The sequence below is a fragment of the Streptomyces sp. NRRL B-24085 genome (genome assembly GCF_001282115.1).
Classification (GTDB): Bacteria; Actinomycetota; Actinomycetes; order Streptomycetales; family Streptomycetaceae; genus Streptomyces.
Genome location: NZ_LJBR01000167.1, coordinates 1 through 24,821 on the forward strand (window position 1 = coordinate 1; position 24,821 = coordinate 24,821).

Genomic DNA, 24,821 nt, shown 5'->3' on the forward strand with positions numbered 1-24,821 from the left:
GAGCCGCCGCCGGAACCCCGCCGCCCCTGGTGGAGGTCGGCGCCCCGGGTCGCGGTGATCGCCGCCGCGGTCGTCGTCGCCGTGGTCCTCGCGGTCGTGTTCACCCGCTCCGGCGGCGGCTCCACGCCGACCGGCGGCAACGGCGAGGTCTTCCTCCAGGCCGCCGCCAAGACCGGCCCCGAGCCCTTCACCGAGTCGACCGCGAAGGACAACTCGGTGCCGCCGGTCTCCGCCTCCCCGACCGGCTCCTCCGAACCGGCGAACGCCGTACGCGGTGTGGACGGCGCCGCTCCCGGCCTCTACGGCGGTACCCGCAACGCCTCCAGCTGCGACGTCGAGAAGCAGATCAAGGCCCTGCGGGCGGACCCCGAGAAGAACAGCGTGTTCGCCTCCGTCGCCGGTGTCCGGCCGGCCGGGGTCCCCGCCTTCCTGCGCTCGCTCACCCCGGTCCAGTTGCGCATGGACACCCGCGTCACCAACCACGGCTACCGCGACGGCGCCGCCACCAGCTACCAGGCCGTCCTCCAGGCCGGCACCGCCGTCCTCGTCGACGACCGCGGAGTGCCCCGAACGCGCTGCGCCTGCGGCAACCCGCTGACCCCGCCGGTCGCCCAGCAGACCACGCCGAAGCGCACCGGCGACTCCTGGCCGTCGTACGACCCCTCGAACGTGGTCGTGGTCGCGCCCTCGACGACGGTCATCGATGTCTTCGTGCTCTACGACCCCGACCATCACGACTGGGTCGCCCGGCAGCGCGGCGACACCGGCGGCAAGGACCACAAGACCCACCCGCCGGCCAAGCCCTCCCCGCCGGTGAGCGTGTCCCCGCCGACGACGCCGAGCACGCCGTCGTCCCCGAACTCCCCGGAGCCCTGCGTCTCCACCTCGTCCGGAGCACCGTCCGGATCGTCGAGTCCGTGCGCACCGGCCCTGATCGCCCCGTCCTCGCCGCCCTCGAGCCCGCCCTCACCACCGCCGCCGCCCAGCAGCGATTCCCCAGGTGAGAGCAGTGCGCCCGACTCCTCGTCCCCGCAGCCGCCCCTCGTCTCCGACACCACGGCGAGCACCACGCAGTCGGCGCCCCTGTCCGGGGCCGCCCTCTCCTGGACGGTGTGACGCGTCACCTGGACTGCGACGCGCGACTTGGGGTACGAGGACTGGTGCAGCAGCGTCCGGCCAGTCCGGCTTCCGAGAGAGAAACGCATGATCGATCACCTGGACGGGGCAGTGATACCGACTGGTTTCGACGTGCCCGTGGAGCCCTTGCGGCGGGCGGCGCACTACACCGGTGAGCCGGGGAGCATCGCCGAGGCGCGATCGTTCGCCGCGGACTTCCTCGGCAGGCTCCGAACCGAGTGGTGTGCCGACATCGGCGGTCGCGCCGAGGAGGAGGTCCTCCTCGTGGTGAGCGAACTCGTCACCAACGCCGACCGGCACAGCAACGGGCCGTACATCCTTGAGCTGGAGGGCACCGACGCCGAGGTCGTCGTCACCGTCTACGACAGCAGTGCGGCCCTGCCCCGCAGGTTCCCGCGCGATCCCGAGCGCGTCGGCCGGCACGGTCTGGAGATCGTGCACGTGCTGGCCCGGGAGGTGGCGGCGGAACGGGTGCCGGTGGGCAAGCGGGTGCGAGCCGTGCTGGGCTTCGGCGCCAAGGAGTGAGGGCTCGCCCTGGCCGCTTCGGTCCCACCGACCGAACTGGTCCGGTCATGAAGCGGGTGCCGTCCGAGGACGGCACCCGCTTTTTGTCGCTGTATGTATGTGTCGGGCCGTGTGGGTCAGGCGCAGCCCAGCTCGCCCAGCATGCCCTCGCGCAGCCGCGTGATGATCCGCTTGATCAGCCGGGACACGTGCATCTGCGAGCAGCCGAGGCGCTCACCGATCTCCGACTGGGTGGCCTCCTCCACGAACCGCATGTGGATGATCTGCCGGTCGCGCTCGCTGAGCTCGGCCATCAGCGGGGCGAGCGACTGGAAGTCCTCGACGAGCCGCAGACCCTCCTCCTCCACCCCGATGAAGTCGGCGAGCACCGCTTCGCCGCCCTCGGGGCCGTCGCCGGTGAGGGCGGCGTCCAGGGACGAGGAGTTGTAGCCGTTCGAGGCGATCTGCGCCTCGATCACCTCGTTCTCGGAGATGTTCATCAGGGTGGCGAGTTCGGCCACCGTCGGGTCGCGGTCCAGCCGGCTGGCGAGTTCCTCGCGAGCCTTGGCCAGCTCGACGCGCAGCTCCTGGAGGCGCCGCGGGACGTGCACCGCCCAGGTGGTGTCACGGAAGAAACGCTTGATCTCGCCGACGATGTAAGGCAGCGCGAACGACGTGAACTCGACCTCACGGGAGATCTCGAACCGGTCGATCGCCTTGATCAGACCGATCATGCCGGTCTGGACGATGTCCTCCATGTCGTCGCCGCGGCCCCGGAACCTCCCGGCCGCGAAGCGCACGAGCGACATGTTCATCTCAATGAGGGTGTTGCGCGCGTACTGGTACTCGTGCGTCCCCTCCTCGAGCTCGGTGAGGCGCTGGAAGAACTGGCGGGACAGCTCCCGTGCGTCCCGCGGGGCGACGGACCGCGGTTCCTCGACTCCCGGCAGGGGTGTCCCACCCGTCCTGGTCCCGCTGGCGTGCTCGGCGACCTGTGCCTCCGAACGGTTCACGGCGGTGACGGCGGTATGCATTACCTCTCCCACGAAAGTCACGGCTCGACGTCTGCCTCTTCGGCCTGGGTTGTCTCGGGTCCTGCAGATGTGGCCTGCCGTGTACCCGGTTCTCGACAACATATGCCTCCCCGGGCCACCGGCCGAATCCACCGCCCGCAGCTCCCTTCGCCCTGCGCGTACCCGGGGAGTGACAAGGCATGCCCACCAAGTTGACCTGTGGCCAGAAATCGTCGTCTTCAGGGGCTGACGCGGGTGGCGACGATCAGTTCGTGCAGGTAGCGCTTGGTGACCCGGCCGCCGTGACGTGTCTCGATCAGATCCCTGAGACAGGCCAGCAGGCCGTCGCGACGGGTGCTGTCGAGGGCCCGGTGGCCCGAGTAGGTGAGGAGTACGTCGATGTACTGGTCGGCGGTGTGGGTGATGTCCTGCTCGAAGCGGGTCACCCGGACGTCACCGAGGCGCAGGCAGTTCTCGAACTCCTCCGTGTCGGGGACGATCTCGGAGGACGGCCGCAGCCGCAGCCCGGGTGGTGTGGCCGGATCCCAGCGTTCGTAGCAGTCCTGGGCCTCGGCGAAGAAGTCGGTCGAGCCGCCCGCCACGTGGTGGGTGACGACGACGGCCAGGTGTCCACCGGCCCGGAGCGCGTCCGCCGCCTTCTCCACGCGGACCGCCGGATCGATCCAGTGGAAGGCGGTGGCGCAGGCGAGCACGTCGAAGGGTTCCTCGGGCAGCGGCCAGCCCTCGAACTCGGCGGTCCGCACGTCGACGTGGGGGAATGCGCCCAGCCGCCGCCGGGCCACCGCGGCCATCGCGTCCCCCAGTTCCACCGCGGTGATGTGACAGCCGAACCGGGCCAGGTCACGGGTGAGCTGTCCGGTCCCCGGACCCACCTCCAGGACGCGGCTGTCCGGGCCGAGACCCGTCATCCGGGCCAGCTCCGCGACCAGCGCGGGCGGATAGCCCGGACGTGCCCTGTCGTACAGCTCCGCCGCCCCGTTGAACGTCTCCCGCAGCACCGCGTCCCCACCCTCGCCCGCCGTCGATTCCACCCAGGGCGGAATGCCTACCCCTTCCCCTGGCGGCCACGGAACCTAGGCTGATCCGGTGAGCAACGAAGCGCCGAACCAAGCCCGCGTGATCCCGCTGCGCCCGCCGTCCGCGCGCCCGGGGTCCGTCCGCCCGGTCTCCGAACGCCCCGCCACCGCCCCGCCGAAGGAGCCCGCCGCCAGGGAACCCCTGTGGCGCGACCTCGTCGGGGACGTCCTGCGCCGTGAGCGCCTCGCCCAGGAGCGCACGCTCAAGGACGTGGCCGACGCGGCCCGGATCTCGATGCCCTACCTCTCCGAGGTGGAGCGCGGCCGCAAGGAGGCCTCCTCGGAGGTCCTCGCGGCCGCCGCCCACGCCCTGGGCCTCGGCCTCGGTGATCTGCTCTCCCTGGCCCAGGGCGAGCTCACCCGGCACTCCGCCCGCAGCCGCCGCGCGGTGCCGGGATCGTCGTACGACGGGATGTGCCTGGCGGCCTGACCCGGCGGGCCGGTGCCTCAGACACGCACGAGGCGCCGGCTCACCACCTCGTCGGCCAGCCCGTACTCCACGGCCTCCTGTGCGGTGAAGACCTTGTCGCGGTCCATGTCGGCGCGCAGGGTCGCGATGTCGTGGTGGGTGTGGCGGGCCAGCACCTCCTCGACCTGGGAGCGGATGCGGACCATCTCCTTGGCCTGGAGGGCGAGGTCCGAGATCGCGCCGCGGCTGCCGCCGGAGGCGGGCTGACCGAGCAGCACGCGCGCGTGCTCCAGCACGAGCCGCCGCCCGGGATCCCCGCCGGCCAGCAGGACGGCCGCGGTGGACGCCGCCTGCCCGACGCACAGCGTGGAGATCGGCGCCTGCACGTAGGTCATCGTGTCGTAGATCGCCATCAGCGAGGTGAACGAGCCGCCGGGGGAGTTGATGTAGATCGAGATCTCGTTCTCCGGCGCGGCCGACTCCAGGTGCAGGAGCTGTGCGATCACGACGTTGGCCACCCCGTCGTCGATCTCGGTGCCGAGGAAGATGATCCGCTCGGAGAGCAGGCGGCTGAACACGTCGGAGGACCGTTCGCCGTGCGCGGTCCGCTCGGTGACGTACGGAATCGTGTAGTTCGCCATGTCAGAGCCCCATCCGTCGCCTGGAGGCGGCCGGGCGGACGTCCGCGAGGGACTCCACGACCCGGTCCACCATGCCGTACTCCCTGGCCTCCTCGGCCGTGAACCAGCGGTCGCGGTCGCCGTCGCGGGCGATGGTCTCCGGTGTCTGGCCGGTGTTCTCGGCGAGGAGGCGTTCCATGGTCTGCTTGCTGTGGTCCAGGTTCTCGGCCTGGATCAGGATGTCGGCGGTGGTGCCGCCGATGCCCGCGGAACCCTGGTGCATCATGATCCGCGCGTTCGGCAGGGCGTAGCGCTTGCCGGGCGTGCCGCCGCAGAGCAGGAACTGGCCCATGCTCGCCGCGAAGCCCATGGCGAGCGTCGACACGTCGTTGGGGATCAGCCGCATCGTGTCGTAGATGGCGAGGCCCGCGTACACCGAACCGCCCGGGCTGTTGATGTACAGGCTGATGTCGGTGCGCGGGTCCTCCGCGGACAGGACCAGCAGCTGGGAGCAGACGCGGTTGGCGGAGACCTCGTCGACCTGGGTGCCGAGCAGCACGATGCGCTGGGCGAGGAGCTGGGCGGCCAGTTGGTCGTCGAAGCGGGTGGGAGGGGTGTCGCCGTCCTCGGCCCGGATGGAAGTCATGGGCGGTCCTCGTGGTCGTAGGGATGCCGTCGGCTCCACTCTTGACCTCGGACGACACCCCGAGACGGTTTCTCTGCCGGTGGCAGATTCGCCACCGGCAGAGCGCGGGTCCCGGGGAGCGCTCAGCCCGTCTCGCGCAGCTGCCGGAAGAACGCCCGCACGTCGCCCACCAGCAGGTCCGGCTCCTCCATCGCCGCGAAGTGGCCGCCCCGCTCGAACTCGGTCCAGCGCACGAGGTTCTCGGTGCGCTCCGCCTTGTGCCGCAGCGGGATCTGGAGCTCCGCCGGGAAGACGGCGAGGGCGGTCGGCGCGGTCGACGGTTCGGTGGGCCGGGCCGCCCTCCCGTCGGTGGCGTGCGCCCGCTCGTAGTAGATCCGGGCGGCCGAACCGGCGGTCCCGGTCAGCCAGTACAGCATCACGTTGGTCAGCAGCCGGTCCCGGTCCACGGCCTCCTCGGGCAGCTCGGCGGAGTCCGCCCACTCCTGGAACTTCTCGACGATCCAGGCGAGTTGGCCGACCGGCGAGTCGGTGAGCGCGTAGGCGAGGGTCTGCGGCCGGGTGGAGTGCAGGACCGCGTACCCGGTGCCCTCGCGCGACCAGGCGCTCCACCGGCGCCAGGACTCCAGGGCGCGTTCCCGCTCCCCGGGTCCGAGCGCGGCGAGTTCCTCCTCGGTCGGCTCCTCGGTGGCCTGCGCGCCCGGCAGCAGATTGAGGTGGACGCCGATGACCCGCCCGGGGTGGGCGCGGCCCAGCTCCCGGGAGATCGCCGAGCCCCAGTCGCCGCCCTGCGCGCCGAACCGCTCGTAACCGAGCCGGGTCATCAGCTCGGCCCACGCGTCGGCGATCCGGCCCGCCTCCCAGCCGGTGTCGGCGGGAGGCCCGGACAGCCCGAAACCGGGGATGCTCGGTACGACGACGTGGAAGGCGTCGGCCCGGTCGCCGCCGTGGGCCGCCGGGTCGGTCAGCGGGCCCACCACGTCCAGGAACTCGACGATCGAGCCCGGCCAGCCGTGGGTGATCACCAGAGGCGTGGCGTCCGGCTCGGGGGAGCGGACGTGGGCGAAGTGGACGGTCGTGCCGTCGATGACGGTCGTGAACTGCGGCCACTCGTTCAGTCGGGCCTCGGCCGCCCGCCAGTCGTAGGAGTGCCGCCAGTGGTGGGCGAGGTCGCGCAGATAGGCGGCCGGCACGCCGTACGCCCAGCCCGTGGCCGAGAGGTCGTCGGGCCACCGGGTGCGGTCGAGCCGGTCGTGCAGGTCGTCGAGGTCGCTCTGCGGAACGGCGAGGCGGAAGGGCGTGATGCTGCCGGTTGACGTCATGCGGGGATGCTAGGCCGCACCGGTGTACGAGCCACATGGATTTACCGGCCGCCCGACCGATGAGTTCCGCGCCGGGGACCGGTCCCCAGAGATGACCGCACCACGACTTCGGGAGGACCCCATGGCGAGCAAGCCTTTCACCACGTGTCTCTGGTTCGACGGCCAGGCCGAGGAGGCCGCGCACTTCTACGTCTCGGTCTTCAAGGACTCCACGGTCGGGAGGGTCACCCACTATCCCGAGGGCGCGATGCAGCCCGCCGGGACCGTCCTGACGGTGGACTTCACGGCCAACGGGCAGGACTTCGTCGCCCTCAACGGCGGACCGCAGTTCAAGTTCACCGAAGCCGTCTCCTTCCAGATCTTCTGCGCGGACCAGGAGGAGATCGACTACTACTGGACCAAGCTCACCGAGAACGGCGGCGAGCCCGGCCCCTGCGGCTGGCTCAAGGACCGTTACGGACTGTCGTGGCAGGTCGTGCCCGAGGGGCTTGCCGACATGGTGGCCGACCCGGACCCGGAGAAGGCGGCCCGCGTCACCAAGGCGTTCATGGCGATGAGCAAGTTCGACGTGGCCGCCCTGGAGAAGGCGTACGCGGGCGAGTGAGCGTCAGCCGGCGGGCGTCCGGCCGATCACCCGCGTGACCTCGCGGGCCATCCGCAGGATACCGGGGGAGCGGACCGGGCACGGCCTGGGCCTGGACGTCGTGGGCGCCAGACAGAAGTGCAGGTAGTCCTTGTCGAGGTGCAGGGCGGTGCGGTCGCGCTCCGCCTGGGTGCAGTAGTCGGGATGCTCGTGCTCGTAGGAGGTGCACGGCAGGTACTGCGCCCAGGTGTAGCGGGCTCCGGAGGGGGCCACCGTCGCGCCCGCGTCGGCGACGACGTCGCCCGAGGCGGCCGCCTGCCCGGCGTACAGCTCGTTCACCCGCCGGACCCGGTCGGGGGTGATCGGGTCCGGGCCCTGGGCCACCCACACGATCCGGGGCCGCCGCTCACCGCCCGCCGCGGCGATCTGACCGGTCAGCCTCCTCAGGTCCGCCCGGTACCTGCTGAAGTACTTCCGCGGGGAAGCGGCGTGGCTGATCCCGTCCATGCACCACGTGTAGACCCAGGCGTTGCCCCAGAACTGCAGCACCACGACGTCCGGGTGCAGCGCCCGGACCAGCGCGGCCGCCTTGTCCCGGTCGGGCACCAGCGACTTCTTCCCGGTGCCCTCCAGGTAGTCGCACGGCGTGGTCCCCGGGTACGGCGCGCTCGTGTACGTCGCCCGCAGTTCCCGGCGCAGCTCCTGGCCGAGGACCCGCTGGGCCTCCACGGCGAGCGAGTCGCCCAGGTACAGCACGCGCGGGGCGACGACGGCCGCGGAGACGTCCGGGGAGGCGTCCGGGGAGGACGGGGCGCGCTGGTGCGTGGTGGCCACGCGGGGGACGTCCGGCGTCGGGGGCGCCGACTCCGGCCCGTCCGAGGGGTCGCCGCAGGCGCCGAGCAGCAGCACTGCGGTCAGTAATCCCACGATCCACGGTGTCCGCATGCGCGACTCCCGCCCCGGTCGCCGAAAACGGTCCCCAGGCAAGCACAGCGGAGTCCAGGGGGGAAGACGCGCGGCACGGTCCAGTCGCCGTCCCACCGCTCCACGACCTCCGTCAGCCCGGCCGGGCGACAGCGGCTCGGCCGGACGGACGTCGAACCCGGCCGCCCGGGTCGGTGCCCTGGCTGATGCCGGCGACCGCGATGAGCCGGAGCCGCCCGGCGTGCGACGGTGCAGCCGTCGATGTCGGGCAGCCCGAGGTCGCACAGCACCTCACCGCTCCCGCCCGCCCGTGAGCTCCACCTCGGTGCGGCTGCGGCGGCCGAAGGGCGCACGGTGCACGGCGCACCGGACGGGTGCGAACCGACCACCAAGCGCTGGGCCTCCTTGCGCAGCGTCACCCCGGCCTCCCTCGGTGAGCGCCCCTTCTGTCCTGTCTGAAGGTGAATCGTCCGTTCGGCGCGCGGTCGGACGGACCCGTGACTAGCGTGAGGAGACGGACCGACCACCGATTCGGGAAAGGCCGCGATCATGGCCGTACAACCTGAGGGAACCCCCTGCTGGGCCGATGCGATGTTCAGCGACGTCGAGGGGGCCAAGAGCTTCTACGGCGAAGTCCTCGGCTGGACCTTCGGCGACGCGTCGTCGGAGTACGGCAACTACACGCAGGCCTACGCGGACGGCAAGGCAGTCGCCGCCGTCGTGCCGCCGATGCCGGGGCAGGAGGGCCAGTCGCAGTGGTGCCTGTACCTCGCCTCGCCGGACGCGGCCGCCACCGCGGGCCGGATCCGCGAGCGCGGCGGCGAGGTGCTCATGGAGCCGATGCAGGTCGGCGACTTCGGCACGATGTGCCTGGCGCGCGACCCGAGCGGTGTCGTCTTCGGCGTGTGGCAGGGCGGCACCCACGAGGGCTTCGAGGCGCCGCCCCAGCAGCCCGGCGCGTACTGCTGGGCCGAGGTCTACACCCGCGAACCCGAGAAGTCCGACGCGTTCTTCCCCGCCGTGTTCGGCTACAGCGTCCGGCAGATGCAGGACGACGCCATGGACTTCCGCATGTTCAACCTCGGTGACGACACCGTTCTCGGCCGCATGAGGATGACCGACGACTTCCCGCCCGAGGTGCCGGCGTACATCAACGTCTACTTCTCCGTCGACGACTGCGACGGCGCCGTGGCCCGCGCCACCAAGCTGGGCGCCGTCCTGCGGTTCGGGCCGATGGACTCCCCGTTCGGCCGGTTCGCGGCGCTCAGCGACCCGCAGGGCGCGAACTTCTCGGTCATCGACATGACGACGACCCGGGGCGAGATGCCGCAGATCTCCGACGTGCCCTAGCCGGTGGGCACGGCCGTGACCGCCACGGCCGTGCGGTGCGCGAACGCGGGCGCATCACGGCCGCCGCCGAGGTGGATTTGCGCACCCCACCCTGATCAGGACGGTGGCCGCCGTCGTCGCGGTGGGGTGAACGGGCGCCCTGCCGCACATGGCATGATCGAGCGCATGCAGGAACGACTGGTGGCCGCGTGCGACGGGGCTTCGAAGGGAAATCCGGGGCCCGCGGCCTGGGCCTGGGTCATCGCGGACGACTCGGAGACGCCGGACCGCTGGGAGGCCGGCCCGCTCGGCCGGGCCACCAACAACGTCGCCGAACTCACCGCGCTGGAGCGGCTGCTCGCCGCGACCGACCCGGACGTGCCGCTGGAGATCCGGATGGACTCCCAGTACGCGATGAAGGCCGTCACCACCTGGCTGCCGGGCTGGAAGCGCAACGGCTGGAAGACCTCCGCGGGCAAGCCGGTCGCCAACCAGGACCTCGTGGTGCGGATCGACGAACTGCTCGACGGGCGCACGGTCGAGTTCCGCTACGTCCCCGCCCACCAGGTCGACGGCGACCCGCTCAACGACTTCGCCGACCGGGCGGCCAGCCAGGCGGCGATCGTCCAGGAGCCCGCGAGCAGCGAACTGGGCTCCCCCGAGCCGCCGCCGTCGCCGGACACCCCGAAAAAGAACGACCGCCCCGCCCGGGCGAAGTCGCCCAAGCGGAGCGGTGGTTCGGCTTCTCGCACGATCAAGGCCAAGTTCCCCGGCCGGTGTCTGTGCGGACGTTCCTACGCGGCGGGCGAGCCCATCGCCAAGAACGCCCAGGGCTGGGGGCACCCGGAATGCCGTACGGAAGCGGTCGGATAGCGCCGGGGCGCGCCGGTCAGAGGACCGCCCCGCGCCACTCCCCGGTCTCCTGACCGCGCTCCTCGATGAACGTCTTGAAGCGCTCCAGGTCACCCTTGGTCTGCCGCTTCACGAACCCGAGCTTGTCGCCCACCTTCTCGGTGATGCTGTCCGGATGGAAGTCCATCTGGAGCATCACCTTGGTGTGGCTGTCGTCGAGCCGGTGGAAGGTCACCGCACCGGCCTGCTTGGCCTCGCCGGCGATGGTGGTCCACGCCACCCGCTCGTCCGGGATCTGCTCGGTGATCTCCGCGTCGAACTCCCTGTGCACCCCGTTGACGTTGGTCACCCAGTGCGTGAGCGTGTCGGTGCGCTGTTCGATGCGCTCGACCCCGCTCATGAACTCGGGGAACGTCTCGAACTGCGTCCACTGGTTGTAGGCGGTGTGCACCGGCACGCCGACCTCGATGGATTCCTCGACCTGCGACACGGGTGAATCCCTCCTTGGTCTTCTCGGTGTGTGCGGCGCGGGTACCGCGTCATCCGGAGGGCAAACCGCCGCATCCCGACTCCTATGCGGTGTCGAAGGTGTAGTGGGGGGTGTGGTCCAGCAGGTCCGAGGGCCGTACGTCGTTCCACGGCCGCATGGTCTCGTCGAGGTCGACGACATCGGGGGTGCCGGCCGCCGGGAGGTACCGGGAGTCCGGATGCCGCCGCTGCCACCGGGCCCACAGCTTGTCCACGTAGGCGTGGTGGAGCCAGAACACCGGGTCGTTGGGGGAGACCCCGGTCGCCATCTGTCCGCCCACCCAGACATGGACCCGGTTGTGCAGGTTGACCCCGCGCCAGCCCTCCAGATGGTTGCGGAAGCCGTCCGACGCGCTGTTCCAGGGGGCCATGTCGTACGTCGCCATGGACAGCACCGACTCCACCTCGCCCGGCGTCGGCAACTCGCGTACGCCGCCGCCGAGCGCGCGCCGCAGATAGGTGCGGCCGTCGACCCGCACGTTGATCGGCCAGTTGCCGGTGTCCGCGGCGAACGGGCCGTCCATCACCCGCCCGTCCCGGCTGCGCCCGGTGCCGCCGAGGAAGTCGGGGCCCCACAGCGAGGCGCGCGGGGAGCGGTCGGTGCTCCAGTCCCAGTAGGGGAGCGTGACCGAGGGGTCCACCGACTGGAGGGCGCGCTCGAAGTCGAGCAGGAATCTGCGGTGCCAGGGCAGGAAGGAGGGCGAACGGTGGCCGGTGCGCGCGCCGTTGTCGGTGTCGGACATGATGAAGCCGTTGTGCGTGGTGACGAACGCGTCGTAGCGGCCGCTGCGCTTCAGCTCCAGGACGGCGGCGACGAACCGCCGCTTCTCGTCGGCGGTCAGGGTGGCCTGGTTCTTGCGGACGGTCATGTGCGGATGCTCCAAAGAGGCGTGCGGGGCGGTCAGTTGGCGGGGAACGGCAGCAGCCGTGCGCCCTGGAGCTCGTCGACGGCGGCCCGCGCGGCGGCGCGCGGGGTGGGCACCGGGTCGTAGTGGCTGACGACGCTGATCCAGGTGCCGTCGGCGTTGCGCATCAGGTGCAGTTCCACGCCGTCGACCGTCACCCGGTAGCCCCCGTGGTGGCCCCCTGTGGACCGGCCCTGTATCCGGCGTCCCTTGTAGACCTCGTCGAAGGAGTCGGGTGAGTCGTGGTGGTGCTCCTCGGCGGACGCGCGCGGGGCGGCGACGGTCGCCGCGGCGAGGGCGGCGGTCGCGGTGAGCGCGGTACGGCGGGTGAGTTCCGGCATGCGGTGTTCCTCCTGAGTTGACGGACTCCGCATGCCTATCGGCCCTGGTGAGAGCGGGAGAAATCGCTCACGACCGGTTGGCTGTGATCCAGACAATTACCTACATGTCGTACAGAGTTGAACGAAGATGATCTTGCTGTGGAGAGGGCTTTCCGGTACCCGGACGGAGGAATTCCTCCTCTCGCGGGCGGTCGATCCGATGATCCTTTTCGGGTGAACCCCCTGGCAGTGGCCCTGCTCACCCCAGGAAAGTGGCGGGAAGCGACACGCGGGGCCGTCTCCGCCGACTGCTACCCTGCGTTGCCAATTGACCGCTTTGGGTAATTCCTAGGGGTGCGTGTGAAGGTCGCCTGCGTCGGCGGCGGGCCCGCCGGCCTGTATCTCTCGATCCTGCTGAAACGGCAGGACCCGTCTCACGACATCACGGTCCACGAACGCGACCCGGAGGGTTCGACCTACGGCTGGGGCGTCACCTACTGGCGCGGACTGCTCGACAAGCTCCACGCGCACGACCCCGAGTCGGCCCGCGCGATCGAGGAAGCCTCCGTCACCTGGAACCAGGGCGAGGCCCGGGTGCGCGACCTGGTCACCCGGCGCCCCAGCGACCAGGGCTTCGGCATCGGCCGGCACCGCCTGCTGGAGATCCTCGCCGCCCGCGCCCGCTCCCTGGGCGTCCGGCTGGAGTACGAGCACGAGATCACCCACGGGAACGTCCCCGCGGCCGACCTCGTGGTGGCCGGCGACGGCGTGCGCAGCACCCTGCGCACCGGGTGGGCGGACCACTTCGGTGCCCGGACCGAAGACGGCCGCAACCACTACATCTGGCTCGGCACCAGCAAGGTCTTCGACTCCTTCACCTTCGCCTTCGTCGAGACCGGCCACGGCTGGATCTGGTGCTACGGCTACGCCTTCAGTCCGGAACGCAGCACCGTCGTCGTCGAGTGCGCACCCCCGACCTGGACCGGCCTCGGCCTCGACACCGCCAAAGAGGCCGACGGACTCGCCCTGCTGGAGAAGCTGTTCGCCGGCATTCTCGACGGCCACCCGCTGATCGGCCGCTCCACCGGCTCGGGCAGCGCCCAGTGGCTGAACTTCCGCACCCTCACCAACCGCACCTGGCACCGCGACAACCTCGTCCTCCTCGGTGACGCCGCCCACACCACCCACTACTCCATCGGCGCCGGCACCACCCTCGCGCTGGAGGACGCCATCGCCCTGGCCGACGCCCTCCGGGCGCACGGCGAGCTACCGGTGGCCCTCGGCCGTTACGAGCGGCAGCGCAAGTCGGAGCTGCTCGCCGCCCAGAGCGCGGCCCGCTACAGCGCCCAGTGGTACGAGAACCTGCCCCGCTACATCGACCTGCCCCCGGAGCAGATGTTCGCCCTGCTCGGCCAGCGGCACTCACCGCTGCTGCCGCACATCCCGCCCCAGCTCTACTACCGGATCGACCGGGCCGCCGGACAGCTGGAGGCGCTGCGCCGGCTCAAGCGCTGGCTCGGACCGAAGGTCGCGCGCGGGGTGCAAGGCCGGGAGCTGGCCTCCCGCAAGTAAGCCGCAGCAACCTGGAAAAGGTTGGGTGAATGGCGATTCACCGCTAGAGTGAATTGCCATTCACCCGCCGTCTTCCTTGTCGCATCCGGAGCGCCGATGGACCAGCAGGGCCCGATATCCCCGCCCCGCGGAAGCGGCCTTCGGGCCCGGCTCACCGTGCCGACGCTGGCGATGTGCGGCATGCTCATGGCCGTCATGCAGACCGTGGTCGTCCCGCTGCTGCCGGACCTGCCCCGGCTGACGCACTCCTCCGCGGGCGCCGTCTCCTGGATGGTCACCGCGACCCTGCTGGCCGGAGCGGTCCTCACCCCGGTGCTCGGCCGCGCCGGCGACATGTACGGCAAGCGCAAGGTGCTGACGGCGTCCCTGGTGCTGATGACGGCCGGCTCGGTGATGTGCGCCCTGTCGTCCGACATCACCGTGCTCATCGCGGCCCGCGCCCTCCAGGGCGCCGCCGCCTCCGTGGTGCCGCTGTCGATCAGCATCCTGCGCGACGAACTGCCGCCCGAGCGCCGGGGATCCGCGGTCGCGATGATGAGTTCCACGGTCGGTATCGGCGCCGCGCTCGGCCTGCCGCTCGCTGCCATGGTCGTCCAGTACGCCGACTGGCACACCATGTTCTGGATGACCAGCGCCCTCGGCGCCCTCGGCGTCGCGGCCGTGTCGTGGGCGGTCCGCGAGTCCCCGGTACGCCGGCCGGGCCGCTTCGACGTCTCGGGCGCCCTGGGACTGGCCGTCGGCCTGGTAAGCCTGCTGCTCGGGGTCTCCCAGGGCGGCCAGTGGGGCTGGGACAGCCCCCGCGTCCTCGGCCTCTTCCTGGTGTCCGTCAGCGTCCTGGCCCTGTGGTGGTGGCGCCAACTGCGCACCGAGCAGCCCTTGGTCGACCTGCGGCTCGTCACCCGGCCGAGGGTGGGCCTGTCCCATGTGGCCGCCCTGCTCACCGGCTTCGCGTTCTACGCCAACTCCCTGGTGACGGCCCAGCTCGTCCAGGCACCGAAGGCCACCGGCTACGGACTCGGCCTGTCGATCGTGGCCACCGGCCTGTGCCTGCTGCCCGGCGGCGTCACCATGCTGCTGTTCTCCCCGCTCTCCGCCCGGATCTCCGCCTCCCGCGGCCCGCGCGTCACGCTCGCCCTCGGCGCCGCGGTCATCGCGTGCGGCTACGCGCTGCGCATCGCGGACAGCCGCGACCTGTGGATGGTCGTCCTCGGCGCGACCGTGGTGTCCACCGGCACCACCCTCGCCTACTCGGCCCTGCCCACCCTGATCCTGCGTGCCGTCCCGGCCGACCAGACCGCCTCCGCCAACGGCGTCAACGTCCTGATGCGCACCATCGGCCAGGCCACCTCCAGCGCGGCGGTCGCAGCGGTGCTGGTCCACCACACCAGCCTGGTCGGCGGCGCGCCCGTGCCCACCCTGCACGGCTACCTGCTGGCCTTCGCCATGGCCGGCGCGGTCGCCCTCGCGGCCTGCGCGGCGGCCCTCACCATCCCCGGCGACGCCACGCCCGAGGGCACCCGCCGGGCCGGCGGCGGCACCCGGGGCGCGCGGGACGGGGCGATGGAGGGAGCATGAGTGCCGTGAGCACCACGCCCCCCGCCGCCGCACCCGCCCGCCGTGACGCCGAGGCGACCCGGGCCGCCATCCTCAAAGCGGCGCGCCACCTCCTGGCCCGCACTCCCCACGCCGACATCACCCTCAAGGCGGTCGGCGAACGGGCCGGAGTCAGCCCGCCGTTGATCGTGAAGTACTTCGGCAACAAGGACGCCCTCCTCGCGCGCGTGATGTCCTTCGAGTCGGACGCGACGGCCCTGCTCGACGCTCCCCTGGACGAACTGGGCCGCCACATGGTCCGCCATGTCCTCACCGGGCAGATCGAGCGCGGCGCCGACCCCCTGCTCCGGATCGCCTTCGCCCCCGTCCAGGGCGAGCACGGTGACATCCTGCGCGTCAACTTCCGCACCCAGGTGGTCGACCGCCTAGCGGAGCGGCTGCCGGGCCCCGACGCCGGCCTGCGCGCCGAACTGGCGGTGGGCACCCTCCTCGGCCTGGGCGTGATGTACGGCATCGCCCGGGGCACCGAGCTGCGGGCGACAGCAGTGGACGACCTCGTGGACCGCTACGCCCCCACGGTGCAGGCCCACCTGACGCCTCGGCCCTGACGGCCTAGCGGAACAGCCGGTCCAGGAAGGCGTTGCCGAACACGCCGTGCGGGTCGAGCCGGTCCAGCACGCCCGCCGCCTGCCCCCACACCGCCTCACCGAACGACCCGGGGATCGTCGTCCCCAGCACCTCGTCGTCCGCCCACACGTCGTCCTCGGTGTAGGCCCAGCCCTTGGACCACTCGACGCGCGTCCCCTCCCAGCCCTCGAACAGGAACTGCTCGACCTCCCGCAGGAAGGCCTCCGCGTGCGGGGTCCCCGGCAGCGTCAGGATGTCCAGCCACACCGCCGTGTCCCACTCGGGACGCGCCCGGTCCGCCCGCAGCGCCGACAGCAGTGGGGCCCGAGCCCCGTCCAGCTCGGCCTCCGCCGGATCGTCGAGCCCGGTCACCCTGATCTCCACCGTCCCGTTGACCGGGAACTTCCCCTGGGCGGTGTAGGCGGCCAGCCGCTCCCGGTAGAAGTCCGTGAACTCGGAGACCACCCGCTGCACCTGGTCCCGGCCGGTCAGGACCGCGTACCCGTTCGCGGTCACCCGCAGCGTGGTCGGCCTGATGTAGAGCAGCGTGTTCTTGGACGGCCCCCAGATGTCAGCCGACAGCGTCGCCGTGAGCCCGACGGTCGCCACGTCGAGCTGTGCGTTCCCCAGCACCGGAGCCAGGTACCAGGCCGCGTCCGACACCATCCGCCCGGCCAGGTCCGCCACCACGGTCGGCACGTTGTCGGAGAAGGGGTAGTTGTACGGCGACGTCACGCGCCGCGAGGTCAGCGGCCTGGTCGGCGCCACGCTCCACACCTTCAGCCACGGGAACTCCGTGTAGGCGAACCAGATCGCCTCGACCCGCCCGGCCTTGTCCAGGAAGCTCGCGAAGGTCCGCCCGCCCCCGCCGGGCGCGGCGAAGAGCTCCGCCGCCGGGATGTCGACCCGGCTCACACAGCGCAGATTGCTGTTCGCGCCCACCCGCAGCACGACCTCGGTGACGAAGGCGCGCCCGAGATGGGCGAGCAGGGCCGCGCTGTCGGCCTCGGCGCGGCTGAAGGTGCGCAGCGCGTACGCCCCGCTCTCCTCGTCCCACACCACCGCTGTCAGCGACAGGATGCGATTGCTCAGCGAGCCGTACGTCTGTCCCGGCTGCCGCTGCTCCCCGTCGGCCGGCACGGCGGTGCCGTGTGCGTCGATCGCCAGGGCACCGCCCAGCGTGAGGTCGCCGGGCGCGGGCGCGGCGGTGACCCCGAGACCGTGCTCCTCCAGATAGGTGAGCAGGGCCTCCAGCGTGACACCGGTGCCGGCCCGCACGGCGGAGGCGGAGTCCAGGGACAGGCCGGTGAGGTGGGAGGCGGTGTCGACGAGCAGGACGGGCGCGTCCGAGGCGGTGCCCTCGGTCACGGTGAGGGGTGACCAGCCGTGCGAGGAGCCCCGCGCGCGGACCCGCCAGCCGTGCCGCCAGGCCCAGTTGACAACCTCGACCACCTGGTCCGGGCCGGTCGGCGTACAGGCCCACAGCCCGTCGGCGGTGATCTCGCCGACCCAGTTCCGGTACGCCGAACGGCGCAGGGCCACGCCCGCCGGGAAGCCGGGCAGCTCCTCGGCCGCGGCCGCGGGATCGGCCGGCAGCAGAATCGGAACGGCGGCGAGGGCGGCGGCGCTCGCGAGGAAGCCGCGACGGGTCCAGGACGGCTGGTCCTGCGGGTGGTTGCGCACGGAACGATCAGTCACGGGGTCACGCTAGGCGGACGTTGACACGTGCATGTCCCTCGTGGCGGCGTGTCACCCGTGTGAGTGAACAATTCACAGGTCCCGCCCCGGAGCACCTCGTTCCGCGCAGGCCGGCGACAGATGACAGACTGACGCCATGGACGAGCGCACATTCGGCAGGTCGCAGCAACACGCATCCGTCGTCGGACTCGGCACCTGGCAGCTGGGGGCCGACTGGGGGGACGTCGACGACAAGGAAGCCCTCGCGGTGCTGGAGGCGGCCGCCGAGTCGGGGGTCACCTTCTTCGACACGGCGGACGTGTACGGCGACGGACGCAGCGAGCAGACCATCGCCACCTTCCTCGGCAGCAGGCCCGACCTGCATGTGCTGGTCGCGACGAAGATGGGCCGCCGCGTCGACCAGATCCCCGAGAACTACGTCCTCGACAACTTCCGCGCCTGGAACGACCGTTCCCGTCGCAACCTCGGCGTCGACCGCATCGACCTGGTCCAGCTGCACTGCCCGCCGACGCCCGTGTACTCCACCGACGAGGTCTTCGACGCCCTCGACACCCTGGTCGAGGAGGAGCGCATCGCCCACTACGGCGTCAGCGTCGAGACCTGCGAGGAGGCGCTGACCGCCATCGCCCGGCCGGGAGTGGCGAGCGTGCAGATCATCCTCAACGCCTTCCGCATGAAGCCGCTGCGCGAGGTGCTGCCCGCCGCCCGGGAGGCCGGCGTCGGCATCATCGCCCGCGTCCCGCTCGCCTCGGGCCTGCTGTCCGGCAAGTACACCAAGGACACGGTCTTCCCGGAGAACGACCACCGCGCCTACAACCGGCACGGCGAGGCCTTCGACGTCGGCGAGACCTTCTCCGGCGTCGACTACACCACCGGCGTCGAGGCCGCCGCCGAGTTCACCGCCCTGACGCCCGAGGGGTACACCCCGGCCCAGCTCGCCCTGCGCTGGATCATCGAGCAGCCCGGCGTCACCACCGTCATCCCCGGCGCCCGCAATCCCGAGCAGGCCCGCGCCAACGCGGCCGCCGCGAAGCTGCCGCCGCTGTCCCAGGAGACTCTCGCGGCCGTCCGCGACCTCTACGACCGTCGCATCAAGGACCAGGTGGAGAACCGCTGGTGACCCCGCCCGGCTTCGGGAGCGGCCGCTCGCCGGTCCCGGAGCCGAGCTGTTTGAACGATCAGTCACCGGATACACGTACGGCATGGTCGACACGGTGAGACGGACGGGCCGCGACGAGACCGAGGACGAGCGCGCGGACCGCATGTGGGGCGAACTCATCCAGGAGATACGGGTCGCGCAGACGGGTGTGCAGATTCTTTTCGGCTTCCTGCTCACCGTGGTGTTCACCCCGAGGTACACCCATCTGACCGACACCGACCAGGTCATCTACATCGTGACCGTCGTCCTCGGCTCCTGCGCCACCGGAGCCCTGATCGGGCCGGTCTCCCTGCACCGCCTGGTCTCCGGGCGGCGCATCAAACCCCAGGCCGTGCGGATCGCCTCCCGGCTGACCTTCGTCGGGCTGGTCCTGCTGCTGACGACGATGACCTGCGCCCTGCTGCTGATCCTGCGGGTCGCGACCCACGACGACTGGGTGCCCTGGCTGGTCACGGGAGTAGTGGCCTGGTACCTGACGTGCTGGTTCGGCGTGCCCCTGTGGACGCGGCGCCGCTACACGACGAAGTGACGCGCAGGCCCTCCAGTTGCCGGTCGTGCGCGCGGCCCAGCACGAGCACGGACACCGTGGCGCCGATCAGCGCGCAGAACATGTCCCACTGGGTGTCCCACACATCGCCCTGCGTGGCCAGGAAGGCGTCCGCCGCCTGACCGCCGGTCACCGCGGCCGCCCACTCCAGCATCTCGAAGACGGCACTGAAGGCCAGGCAGGCGCACACCGTCAGCGGCGCCAGCCAGCGGCTGCCCCGCAGCGGCGAGGTACGGACGAGCAGCTCCCGTACGAGGACCGCCGGCACGAAGCCCTGCATGAGGTGGCCGAGACGGTCGTAGGGATTGCGGTCGAGCCCGAACGTGTCCCGCGCCCAGTCGCCCAGCGGGACCTGCGCGTAGGTGTAGTGGCCGCCCACGATCAGCACCAGCGCGTGCACCGCCAGCAAACAGCACAGCAGGTCGGTCAGCGGGAAGCGGCGCCACGTCAGGACGATCAGCGGCAGTCCGACCATGACCCACACCGTCTCCAGGAACCAGGTGGTGCGGTCGCGCGGACCCCAGGCGGACAGGGCCAGCGCGGCCGGCACGGCCCAGGCGAGCAGGACCGGCAGGGGCCGGCGCACAGCGGTCATGAGGAGCTCCTCGTCGTAGGAGCCCCCATCGTCGGGGCACGGGGACGACCACGGCATGAGTACGGCTACTCAGGCCGCGTGCGTACCCGACGTGCGCACCCGCCACTTGTCTCAGCCGCCCGCGATGACCGAGGCCAGGAAGTCGTCCACCCTGACCTCCTCCTGCCCCGGCGGCACGATCTCGCGGGTCTCGCGCAGGAAGGACGCCAGCGCCGGGGCCCACGCGAAGACCACGGCGTGATGGCGGCCCCCGTCCGGACGGGCCTCGCCGAAGAACTCCATGCGCAGTTCCTCCCAGACACCCGTCGAGACGGGACTGAGCCGCACGTCACCGATCCCGACCGGGCCGCGCAGACCCTCGGCGAGCATCTCCCGGTCCAGCCGCCACCGCGCCAGCACCCGCCCGTCGTGGCTGAACACCGCGGTGACGGCGAACGGGTCCGCGGCGTCGTACCCCAGGTGGGCGAGCACGGGGCACCGGCCCGTACCGCCCGCCTGCAGCTGCACGACGAGGGTCTTGTGCGCGGTTCTGTGGACGAAGGGGTTCACCTGGGGGCCTCCGGGAAAACGACGTAGAGCCCTCTAGTACCCCTTCCACGGCCAAGATGCTCAGCCGTCCGGGTGATTCCCCTTCGCGGTGCGCAGAGCCGTGATGCATGAGGCGATGGCCTGCTGGAGTTCCTCCAGCTGCTGGACCATGTCGTCCTCGTAGAAGTCCTGGGCGTCGTCGAAGGTCAGCTCCTCGAACACCTTGGTGGCTCTCTGGAGGCTGTTGTAGAACTTCGTCCGCCGCTCCTGGACCCGGAGTTCGGGATCGGCCTCCACGGCCTCGGCGACGAGGGACTTCATCGTGTCGAACGCCTCGGCCGCCCACTCGCCGGTGTCCTCGTCCTCCTCCAGCTCCTCCAGGAGGGACAGGTGCCGCTCGGCCTCCTGGCGCAGGTCCACGGGGGCCTCGATGGTCTGCCCGGCCGGCGTCTTCACCTGCCCGGACTCGGCGATCTGCCGGACGTACCCGATCCGGTCGGCCGCCCTGCTCTCGGTGGCCACGGCCTTCTTCAGATCGTCGGTGCGCACCACGTCCCGGGCCAGCGAGGCCTGGAGCTCGGGGTCCTCCTTGATCCGGTCGAGCAGCGCGCTGCGCGCGGCCCGGGCGGTGGAGGGGTCGGCGAGGATGGCGGCGCGCAGCGCGGTCGGGTTCTCGGCGACCTCCAGCGCCTTCGTCGGCCGGATGCCCTCGGCCTCCGCGGCCTCGGCGATGGCGGTGCCGCGCTCGGAGGAGGCGCTGCTGCGGGAGACGTAGTAGCTGAGCCACACGTCCGCGTCCGGCAGCTCCACCTCCTGGCCCGGCGCCAGCGCCTCGAAGTGCGGGACCATGCCGTCGTCGGCGGCCCGGTCCCAGGCCTTGTAGTAGCGCATCACGCGCTCGGGCGAGCAGCCGGCGAGCTCGGCGAACTCCTTCGCGGACACCTTCGGCGTCTCGTCCGCGCTCTGGCCGCCGGGCCGCACGCTGCGCGCCACCATCAGGCCGAAGGCCCATCCGCCGGTCCGCGCGTAGACCCCGAACTCGCGGGCGTCCCGCGCGACGAGGTCACTCAGGGGCGCGGGGGACGCCTCCTCCGGTGTTCCGGAGGAGACAGGGGCCGACGCCTCGGACGGGTCGATCGCTAGGGTCACGGGTGTCTCTCCTGGTCAGGCTCGTTCGGACCGCACGACGTGCGAGTCGGAAAGCCTATTCCACCCCAGGGGACCGCCTCGGCAGCCCGGCCGCTCAGGCGAACGCGTCGCGCAGCGCGGGCAGCAGCGTCTTCTCCGACCAGTCCAGGAACTCGTGCTGGGACTCGCCGCCGATCTGCACCAGCGCGACCTCGGTGAACCCGGCTTCCGCGTACGGCCGTACGGCCTCGACGAAGGCGTCGGGGTCGTCACCGCACGGAATCGACGCCGCCACGTCGTCGGGGGTGACGAACTGCGTGGCCGACTCGAAGGAATCCGGGTGCGGCAGCTCCGAGTTGACCTTCCAGCCGTTGCCGAACCAGCGGAACTGGGAGTGGGCCCGCTTGACCGCGGTGTCCCGGTCGGAGTCGTAGCAGACGGGGAGCTGGCCCACCCTCGGCTTGCCCTCGCCGCCGTTGCGGTCGAACGCGTCGAGGAGGCCCGCCTTCGGCTCCGTGGCGATGACGAGGTCCGCGAGGCGGCCGGCCAGGGCGCACGACTGCTCGCCGGAGACGGCCAGACCGATCTGCGGCGGCTCGTCCGGCAGGTCCCACAGCCGGGCCGACTCCACGTCGAAGTGGGTCCCGCGATGGTTCACATGACCGCCCCGGAACAGCGCGCGGATGATCTCCACCGCCTCTTCCAGCATCTCGTGCCGCACGTCGGCCGAGGGCCAGCCGCCGCCCACCACGTGCTCGTTGAGGTTCTCGCCGGACCCCAGCCCCAGCCGGAACCGGCCCTCCGAGAGGAGCTGCATGGTGGCCGCCTTCTGCGCCACCACCGCCGGGTGGTAGCGGAAGGAGGGACAGGTCACGTACGTCATCAGCGGGATGCGCGAGGTCGCCTGGGCGGCGGCCCCGAGCACGCTCCACGCGTAGGGCGAATGCCCCTGCGTCCGCAGCCACGGGAAGTAGTGGTCCGAGGTCACGGAGAAGTCGTAGCCCACCTCCTCGGCCCGCACCACATGGCCCACCAGTTCACGGGGGCCCGCCTGCTCGGTCATCATCGTGTATCCGATCTGCACCATGGGGCCCGAGTCCCCCGGTGGCCGGAGGGGAAAACGGACTTCCGGGGCCCTCTCGATCAAGGCCGCCGCACGGGGGAGGATGCGCCCATGAGTTCCCTTCCCCTGAGCACCCCCGCCGCCCAGGGCGTCGACGCCGCCGGCATCCAGGCCTTCCTCGACGCCCTCGAAGCCGACCCGCGCATCGAACCGCACAGCCTGGTGCTGCTGCGCCACGGCCGGGTCGTGACCTCGGGCTGGTGGGCGCCGTACGCCGCTGACCGGCCCCAGCTCCTCTACTCGCTCAGCAAGAGCTTCACGGCCACGGCCGCCGGGTTCGCCGTCGCCGAGGGGCTGATCCGGCTGGACGACCCGGTGATCTCCTACTTCCCGGAGTTCGAGGCCGACGTCACCGACCCGCGCAGCCGCGCCATGCTCGTACGGCATGTGGCGTCCATGGCCAGCGGTCACGCGGAGGAGACCCTGGACCGGGCGCGCGCACAGGACCGCGACGAGCTCGTCCGTGGCTTCCTGCTGGTCCCGCCCGACCGGGACCCGGGCACCGTCTTCGCCTACAACCAGCCCGCCACCTACACCCTCGCCGCGATCGTCCAGCGGGTCACGGGCCGAAAACTCACCGAGTACCTGCGGCCCCGGCTTTTCGAACCGCTCGGCATCGGAGAGGCGGCCTGGATCGCCGACCGGCGGGGCCGCGAGCTCGGCTTCAGCGGGCTGCACGCCACGACCGACGCGGTCGCCCGGCTCGGCGAGCTGTACCTCCGGGGCGGGGTGTGGCAGGGCGAGCGGCTGCTGCCCGAGTCGTGGGTGGCCGAGGCGACGCGGGTCCAGATCGCGCACGAGCCAGCGCCGGAGGGCGGCTGGCCGGACTGGCACCAGGGCTACGGCTTCCAGTTCTGGATGGCCCGGCACGGCTACCGCGGGGACGGGGCCTACGGGCAGTTCTGCGTGGTGCTGCCCGAGCAGGACGCGGTGCTCGCGATCACCTCGCAGACCGAGGACATGCAGAGGGTCCTGGACCTGGTCTGGGAGCATCTGCTGCCCGCCCTCTCCGCCGGCCCCCTGCCCGGCGGCGAGGCGGCGGACGCGGCCCTGGCCGAGCGGCTGGCACGACTCGCCCTGCCGCCGGCCGAGGGAAAGCCCGCCCCCGTCGGCCGGGCGGACGACTGGGACACCGTCTTCGCCCCGCACGGCGGCACGTGCGCCGACCGGCCGACCCTGACCGCGGTCGAGGTGGACCCGGGCGGCCGTGTGACCCTCGTCGACGACGGCGACCGGCTGGAACTGGGGCTCGACGCGGGGAAGGGCGGCTGGACGGTCACCGACGAGCCCGTGCCCGTCGCGGTGAGCGGCGGCTGGACCGACGCGGAGACCCTCGCCGTCGACGTGGCGTTCCTGGAGACCCCGCACCACCTGCTCGTGACGTGCTCGCTCGCGGACCGGACGTTCACCGCGCGCTGGCGCACCCAGCCGCTGCACGCCGGCCCGCTGCGCCGGATGCGGGCACCGCGCCCGGCCTGAGAAAGCGCCCGGTCGGAGGACCCGCCCAGATCTCGGGCGCGCTCAGTGCGACGGCGCCCGGAAAGTGTTCAGGAAGGTGTCCAGGGCCTTCTGGTTCGCGTCGTCGTTCCAGTCCGCCGCCGGGGTCGTCCAGCGCAGCGAGTAGCCGCGGCCCCCGCCGATCAGGAAGCCGCGGCCGAAGGTGCGCACCCGGGTGCCGTCGACGTCCTCGACCCACTGCATGTCGGCGGCCGGGCGGCCCTGGTAGGTGGTGGCGCGGATGTCACCGAGCCGCTCGTAGCCGTGGTCGTTCCGCAGCCTCGGTTCCACGTCGTCGCGCCACACGGCCACGGGGTCCGTTCCGACGGCCTCGCTGTAGGTGACGGCGAGGGTGCGCGGGTCTCCGGGGGCGCCGAAGGTGACGCGGTACGCCAGATCGGCCTGGCGCGAGGTCTCCAGCGGCTTCCAGCCCTCGGGGAGGGCGAGGGAGAAGCCCTCGGGGGAGCGGTACGTGCGGAATCCGGGCGCCGGCCCCGTGCCCGCGGTCGGGGTGGCCGTCCTGCTGGGGGTCGGAGTGGGCGTCGGGGACGCGGCCGGGGCGGAGCTCTCGTCGGTGCGGCCCCCGGACGCGGTCACCGACAGGGAG

At 71.8% G+C, this 24,821-nt stretch carries 26 protein-coding genes and 1 pseudogene; 12 read left to right on the top strand and 15 right to left on the bottom strand.

What is annotated here, in order from left to right:
• Together AOJ26_RS19695 and AOJ26_RS19700 are read left to right on the top strand one after the other, a co-directional pair.
• Positions 1–1,116, top strand: a 1,116-nt coding sequence (locus AOJ26_RS19695; RefSeq protein WP_234358614.1) for a DUF6777 domain-containing protein, incomplete at its 5' end; no start/stop codon positions are given.
• A gap of 87 nt (positions 1,117–1,203) precedes the next feature.
• Positions 1,204–1,662, top strand: coding sequence for an ATP-binding protein (locus AOJ26_RS19700; RefSeq protein ID WP_053849632.1), 459 nt, complete (start codon positions 1,204–1,206; stop codon positions 1,660–1,662).
• A gap of 116 nt (positions 1,663–1,778) precedes the next feature.
• Here AOJ26_RS19700 and AOJ26_RS19705 read toward each other — a convergent pair whose 3' ends face one another.
• Together AOJ26_RS19705 and AOJ26_RS19710 are read right to left on the bottom strand one after the other, a co-directional pair.
• Positions 1,779–2,675, bottom strand: a complete 897-nt coding sequence (locus AOJ26_RS19705) for an RNA polymerase sigma factor SigF (protein WP_053849633.1) — start codon at positions 2,673–2,675, stop codon at positions 1,779–1,781.
• Between the two features lie 218 nt (positions 2,676–2,893).
• Positions 2,894–3,673, bottom strand: coding sequence for a class I SAM-dependent methyltransferase (locus tag AOJ26_RS19710; RefSeq protein ID WP_053849656.1), 780 nt, complete (start codon positions 3,671–3,673; stop codon positions 2,894–2,896).
• 88 nt (positions 3,674–3,761) lie between these two features.
• Here AOJ26_RS19710 and AOJ26_RS45080 point away from each other — a divergent pair, with 88 nt between their 5' ends.
• Positions 3,762–4,181: a helix-turn-helix domain-containing protein gene (locus AOJ26_RS45080; RefSeq protein ID WP_053849634.1), complete on the top strand. Its 420-nt coding sequence runs from the start codon at positions 3,762–3,764 to the stop codon at positions 4,179–4,181.
• Between the two features lie 17 nt (positions 4,182–4,198).
• Here the strand turns inward: AOJ26_RS45080 and AOJ26_RS19720 are convergent, their stop codons facing one another.
• From AOJ26_RS19720 to AOJ26_RS19730, 3 genes are all read right to left on the bottom strand, one after another.
• Complete coding sequence (locus tag AOJ26_RS19720) at positions 4,199–4,801, bottom strand: ClpP family protease (RefSeq protein ID WP_053849635.1); 603 nt, start codon at positions 4,799–4,801, stop codon at positions 4,199–4,201.
• A gap of 1 nt (position 4,802) precedes the next feature.
• Entirely contained in the window at positions 4,803–5,426 is a 624-nt protein-coding gene (locus AOJ26_RS19725) for a ClpP family protease (RefSeq protein ID WP_053849636.1), read from the bottom strand.
• Between the two features lie 122 nt (positions 5,427–5,548).
• Complete coding sequence (locus tag AOJ26_RS19730; protein WP_053849637.1) at positions 5,549–6,745, bottom strand: epoxide hydrolase family protein; 1,197 nt, start codon at positions 6,743–6,745, stop codon at positions 5,549–5,551.
• 121 nt (positions 6,746–6,866) lie between these two features.
• Here AOJ26_RS19730 and AOJ26_RS19735 point away from each other — a divergent pair, with 121 nt between their 5' ends.
• Positions 6,867–7,349: a VOC family protein gene (locus tag AOJ26_RS19735; RefSeq protein WP_053849638.1), complete on the top strand. Its 483-nt coding sequence runs from the start codon at positions 6,867–6,869 to the stop codon at positions 7,347–7,349.
• A 3-nt stretch (positions 7,350–7,352) separates the two neighbouring features.
• Here AOJ26_RS19735 and AOJ26_RS19740 read toward each other — a convergent pair whose 3' ends face one another.
• Positions 7,353–8,273 (bottom strand): hypothetical protein, encoded by a 921-nt coding sequence (locus AOJ26_RS19740; protein ID WP_053849639.1) that lies wholly within the window; start codon positions 8,271–8,273, stop codon positions 7,353–7,355.
• 528 nt (positions 8,274–8,801) lie between these two features.
• Between AOJ26_RS19740 and AOJ26_RS19745 the strand changes: the two genes are divergently transcribed.
• Positions 8,802–9,602 carry a VOC family protein gene (locus AOJ26_RS19745; RefSeq protein WP_053849640.1) on the top strand — a complete coding sequence of 267 codons (801 nt, stop codon included), beginning with the start codon at positions 8,802–8,804 and terminating at the stop codon, positions 9,600–9,602.
• A 153-nt stretch (positions 9,603–9,755) separates the two neighbouring features.
• Complete coding sequence (locus AOJ26_RS19750; protein ID WP_053849641.1) at positions 9,756–10,454, top strand: ribonuclease H family protein; 699 nt, start codon at positions 9,756–9,758, stop codon at positions 10,452–10,454.
• 16 nt (positions 10,455–10,470) lie between these two features.
• On the opposite strand, the gene AOJ26_RS19755 is transcribed toward AOJ26_RS19750, so the two are convergent.
• From AOJ26_RS19755 to melC1, 3 genes are all read right to left on the bottom strand, one after another.
• The gene (locus AOJ26_RS19755; RefSeq protein WP_053849642.1) at positions 10,471–10,923 is read right to left on the bottom strand and encodes an SRPBCC family protein; all 453 of its coding nucleotides are present in this window, start codon (positions 10,921–10,923) and stop codon (positions 10,471–10,473) included.
• A gap of 82 nt (positions 10,924–11,005) precedes the next feature.
• Positions 11,006–11,830: a tyrosinase MelC2 gene (gene melC2 / locus AOJ26_RS19760; protein WP_053849643.1), complete on the bottom strand. Its 825-nt coding sequence runs from the start codon at positions 11,828–11,830 to the stop codon at positions 11,006–11,008.
• A 32-nt stretch (positions 11,831–11,862) separates the two neighbouring features.
• Complete coding sequence (gene melC1 / locus AOJ26_RS19765) at positions 11,863–12,207, bottom strand: apotyrosinase chaperone MelC1 (RefSeq protein WP_053849644.1); 345 nt, start codon at positions 12,205–12,207, stop codon at positions 11,863–11,865.
• Between the two features lie 333 nt (positions 12,208–12,540).
• Here melC1 and AOJ26_RS19770 point away from each other — a divergent pair, with 333 nt between their 5' ends.
• The 3 genes from AOJ26_RS19770 (at position 12,541) to AOJ26_RS19780 (ending at position 15,920) form a co-directional block, all read left to right on the top strand.
• Entirely contained in the window at positions 12,541–13,758 is a 1,218-nt protein-coding gene (locus AOJ26_RS19770; RefSeq protein WP_053849645.1) for an FAD-dependent monooxygenase, read from the top strand.
• A gap of 96 nt (positions 13,759–13,854) precedes the next feature.
• The gene (locus AOJ26_RS19775) at positions 13,855–15,333 is read left to right on the top strand and encodes an MFS transporter (RefSeq protein ID WP_053849646.1); all 1,479 of its coding nucleotides are present in this window, start codon (positions 13,855–13,857) and stop codon (positions 15,331–15,333) included.
• Entirely contained in the window at positions 15,330–15,920 is a 591-nt protein-coding gene (locus AOJ26_RS19780; protein WP_053849647.1) for a TetR family transcriptional regulator, read from the top strand. Before AOJ26_RS19775 ends, AOJ26_RS19780 begins: the two co-directional genes overlap by 4 nt.
• A gap of 4 nt (positions 15,921–15,924) precedes the next feature.
• Here the strand turns inward: AOJ26_RS19780 and AOJ26_RS19785 are convergent, their stop codons facing one another.
• Positions 15,925–17,622 (bottom strand): cholesterol oxidase substrate-binding domain-containing protein, encoded by a 1,698-nt coding sequence (locus tag AOJ26_RS19785; protein WP_053849648.1) that lies wholly within the window; start codon positions 17,620–17,622, stop codon positions 15,925–15,927.
• A gap of 151 nt (positions 17,623–17,773) precedes the next feature.
• Between AOJ26_RS19785 and AOJ26_RS19790 the strand changes: the two genes are divergently transcribed.
• Both AOJ26_RS19790 and AOJ26_RS19795 read left to right on the top strand, forming a co-directional pair.
• The gene (locus AOJ26_RS19790) at positions 17,774–18,757 is read left to right on the top strand and encodes an aldo/keto reductase (protein WP_053849649.1); all 984 of its coding nucleotides are present in this window, start codon (positions 17,774–17,776) and stop codon (positions 18,755–18,757) included.
• Positions 18,758–18,839: 82 nt separating this feature from the next.
• Positions 18,840–19,325, top strand: coding sequence for a DUF6328 family protein (locus AOJ26_RS19795; protein ID WP_053849650.1), 486 nt, complete (start codon positions 18,840–18,842; stop codon positions 19,323–19,325).
• Here AOJ26_RS19795 and AOJ26_RS19800 read toward each other — a convergent pair.
• The 4 genes from AOJ26_RS19800 to AOJ26_RS19815 all read right to left on the bottom strand — a co-directional run bounded on the left by AOJ26_RS19800 (position 19,246) and on the right by AOJ26_RS19815 (position 22,681).
• The gene (locus AOJ26_RS19800) at positions 19,246–19,938 is read right to left on the bottom strand and encodes a DUF2238 domain-containing protein (protein WP_053849651.1); all 693 of its coding nucleotides are present in this window, start codon (positions 19,936–19,938) and stop codon (positions 19,246–19,248) included. The two genes, AOJ26_RS19795 and AOJ26_RS19800, sit on opposite strands and share 80 nt — an antisense overlap.
• Positions 19,939–20,049: 111 nt before the next feature.
• Positions 20,050–20,487, bottom strand: coding sequence for an SsgA family sporulation/cell division regulator (locus tag AOJ26_RS19805; RefSeq protein ID WP_053849652.1), 438 nt, complete (start codon positions 20,485–20,487; stop codon positions 20,050–20,052).
• A 60-nt stretch (positions 20,488–20,547) separates the two neighbouring features.
• Positions 20,548–21,615, bottom strand: coding sequence for a hypothetical protein (locus AOJ26_RS19810; protein WP_053849653.1), 1,068 nt, complete (start codon positions 21,613–21,615; stop codon positions 20,548–20,550).
• A gap of 94 nt (positions 21,616–21,709) precedes the next feature.
• Complete coding sequence (locus AOJ26_RS19815; RefSeq protein WP_053849654.1) at positions 21,710–22,681, bottom strand: LLM class F420-dependent oxidoreductase; 972 nt, start codon at positions 22,679–22,681, stop codon at positions 21,710–21,712.
• Positions 22,682–22,768: 87 nt separating this feature from the next.
• On the opposite strand from AOJ26_RS19815, the gene AOJ26_RS19820 reads away from it, so the two are divergent.
• Positions 22,769–24,196: a serine hydrolase domain-containing protein gene (locus AOJ26_RS19820; protein WP_053849655.1), complete on the top strand. Its 1,428-nt coding sequence runs from the start codon at positions 22,769–22,771 to the stop codon at positions 24,194–24,196.
• 42 nt (positions 24,197–24,238) lie between these two features.
• On the opposite strand, the pseudogene AOJ26_RS19825 reads toward AOJ26_RS19820, so the two are convergent.
• A pseudogene (locus tag AOJ26_RS19825) lies at positions 24,239–24,821 on the bottom strand (serine/threonine protein kinase); the annotation flags it as partial.

Coding starts and splice junctions, on each gene's coding strand:
- AOJ26_RS19745 (WP_053849640.1), top strand. CDS start 8,802: ATGGCCGTACAACCTGAGGGAACCCCCTGCTGGGCCGATGCGATGTTC.
- AOJ26_RS19820 (WP_053849655.1), top strand. CDS start 22,769: ATGAGTTCCCTTCCCCTGAGCACCCCCGCCGCCCAGGGCGTCGACGCC.
- AOJ26_RS19725 (WP_053849636.1), bottom strand. CDS start 5,426: ATGACTTCCATCCGGGCCGAGGACGGCGACACCCCTCCCACCCGCTTC.
- AOJ26_RS19700 (WP_053849632.1), top strand. CDS start 1,204: ATGATCGATCACCTGGACGGGGCAGTGATACCGACTGGTTTCGACGTG.
- melC1 (WP_053849644.1), bottom strand. CDS start 12,207: ATGCCGGAACTCACCCGCCGTACCGCGCTCACCGCGACCGCCGCCCTC.
- AOJ26_RS19720 (WP_053849635.1), bottom strand. CDS start 4,801: ATGGCGAACTACACGATTCCGTACGTCACCGAGCGGACCGCGCACGGC.
- AOJ26_RS19735 (WP_053849638.1), top strand. CDS start 6,867: ATGGCGAGCAAGCCTTTCACCACGTGTCTCTGGTTCGACGGCCAGGCC.
- AOJ26_RS19750 (WP_053849641.1), top strand. CDS start 9,756: ATGATCGAGCGCATGCAGGAACGACTGGTGGCCGCGTGCGACGGGGCT.
- AOJ26_RS19815 (WP_053849654.1), bottom strand. CDS start 22,681: ATGGTGCAGATCGGATACACGATGATGACCGAGCAGGCGGGCCCCCGT.
- AOJ26_RS19795 (WP_053849650.1), top strand. CDS start 18,840: ATGGTCGACACGGTGAGACGGACGGGCCGCGACGAGACCGAGGACGAG.
- AOJ26_RS19775 (WP_053849646.1), top strand. CDS start 13,855: ATGGACCAGCAGGGCCCGATATCCCCGCCCCGCGGAAGCGGCCTTCGG.
- AOJ26_RS19800 (WP_053849651.1), bottom strand. CDS start 19,938: ATGACCGCTGTGCGCCGGCCCCTGCCGGTCCTGCTCGCCTGGGCCGTG.
- AOJ26_RS19740 (WP_053849639.1), bottom strand. CDS start 8,273: ATGCGGACACCGTGGATCGTGGGATTACTGACCGCAGTGCTGCTGCTC.
- melC2 (WP_053849643.1), bottom strand. CDS start 11,830: ATGACCGTCCGCAAGAACCAGGCCACCCTGACCGCCGACGAGAAGCGG.
- AOJ26_RS19730 (WP_053849637.1), bottom strand. CDS start 6,745: ATGACGTCAACCGGCAGCATCACGCCCTTCCGCCTCGCCGTTCCGCAG.
- AOJ26_RS19705 (WP_053849633.1), bottom strand. CDS start 2,675: ATGCATACCGCCGTCACCGCCGTGAACCGTTCGGAGGCACAGGTCGCC.
- AOJ26_RS19790 (WP_053849649.1), top strand. CDS start 17,774: ATGGACGAGCGCACATTCGGCAGGTCGCAGCAACACGCATCCGTCGTC.
- AOJ26_RS19780 (WP_053849647.1), top strand. CDS start 15,330: ATGAGTGCCGTGAGCACCACGCCCCCCGCCGCCGCACCCGCCCGCCGT.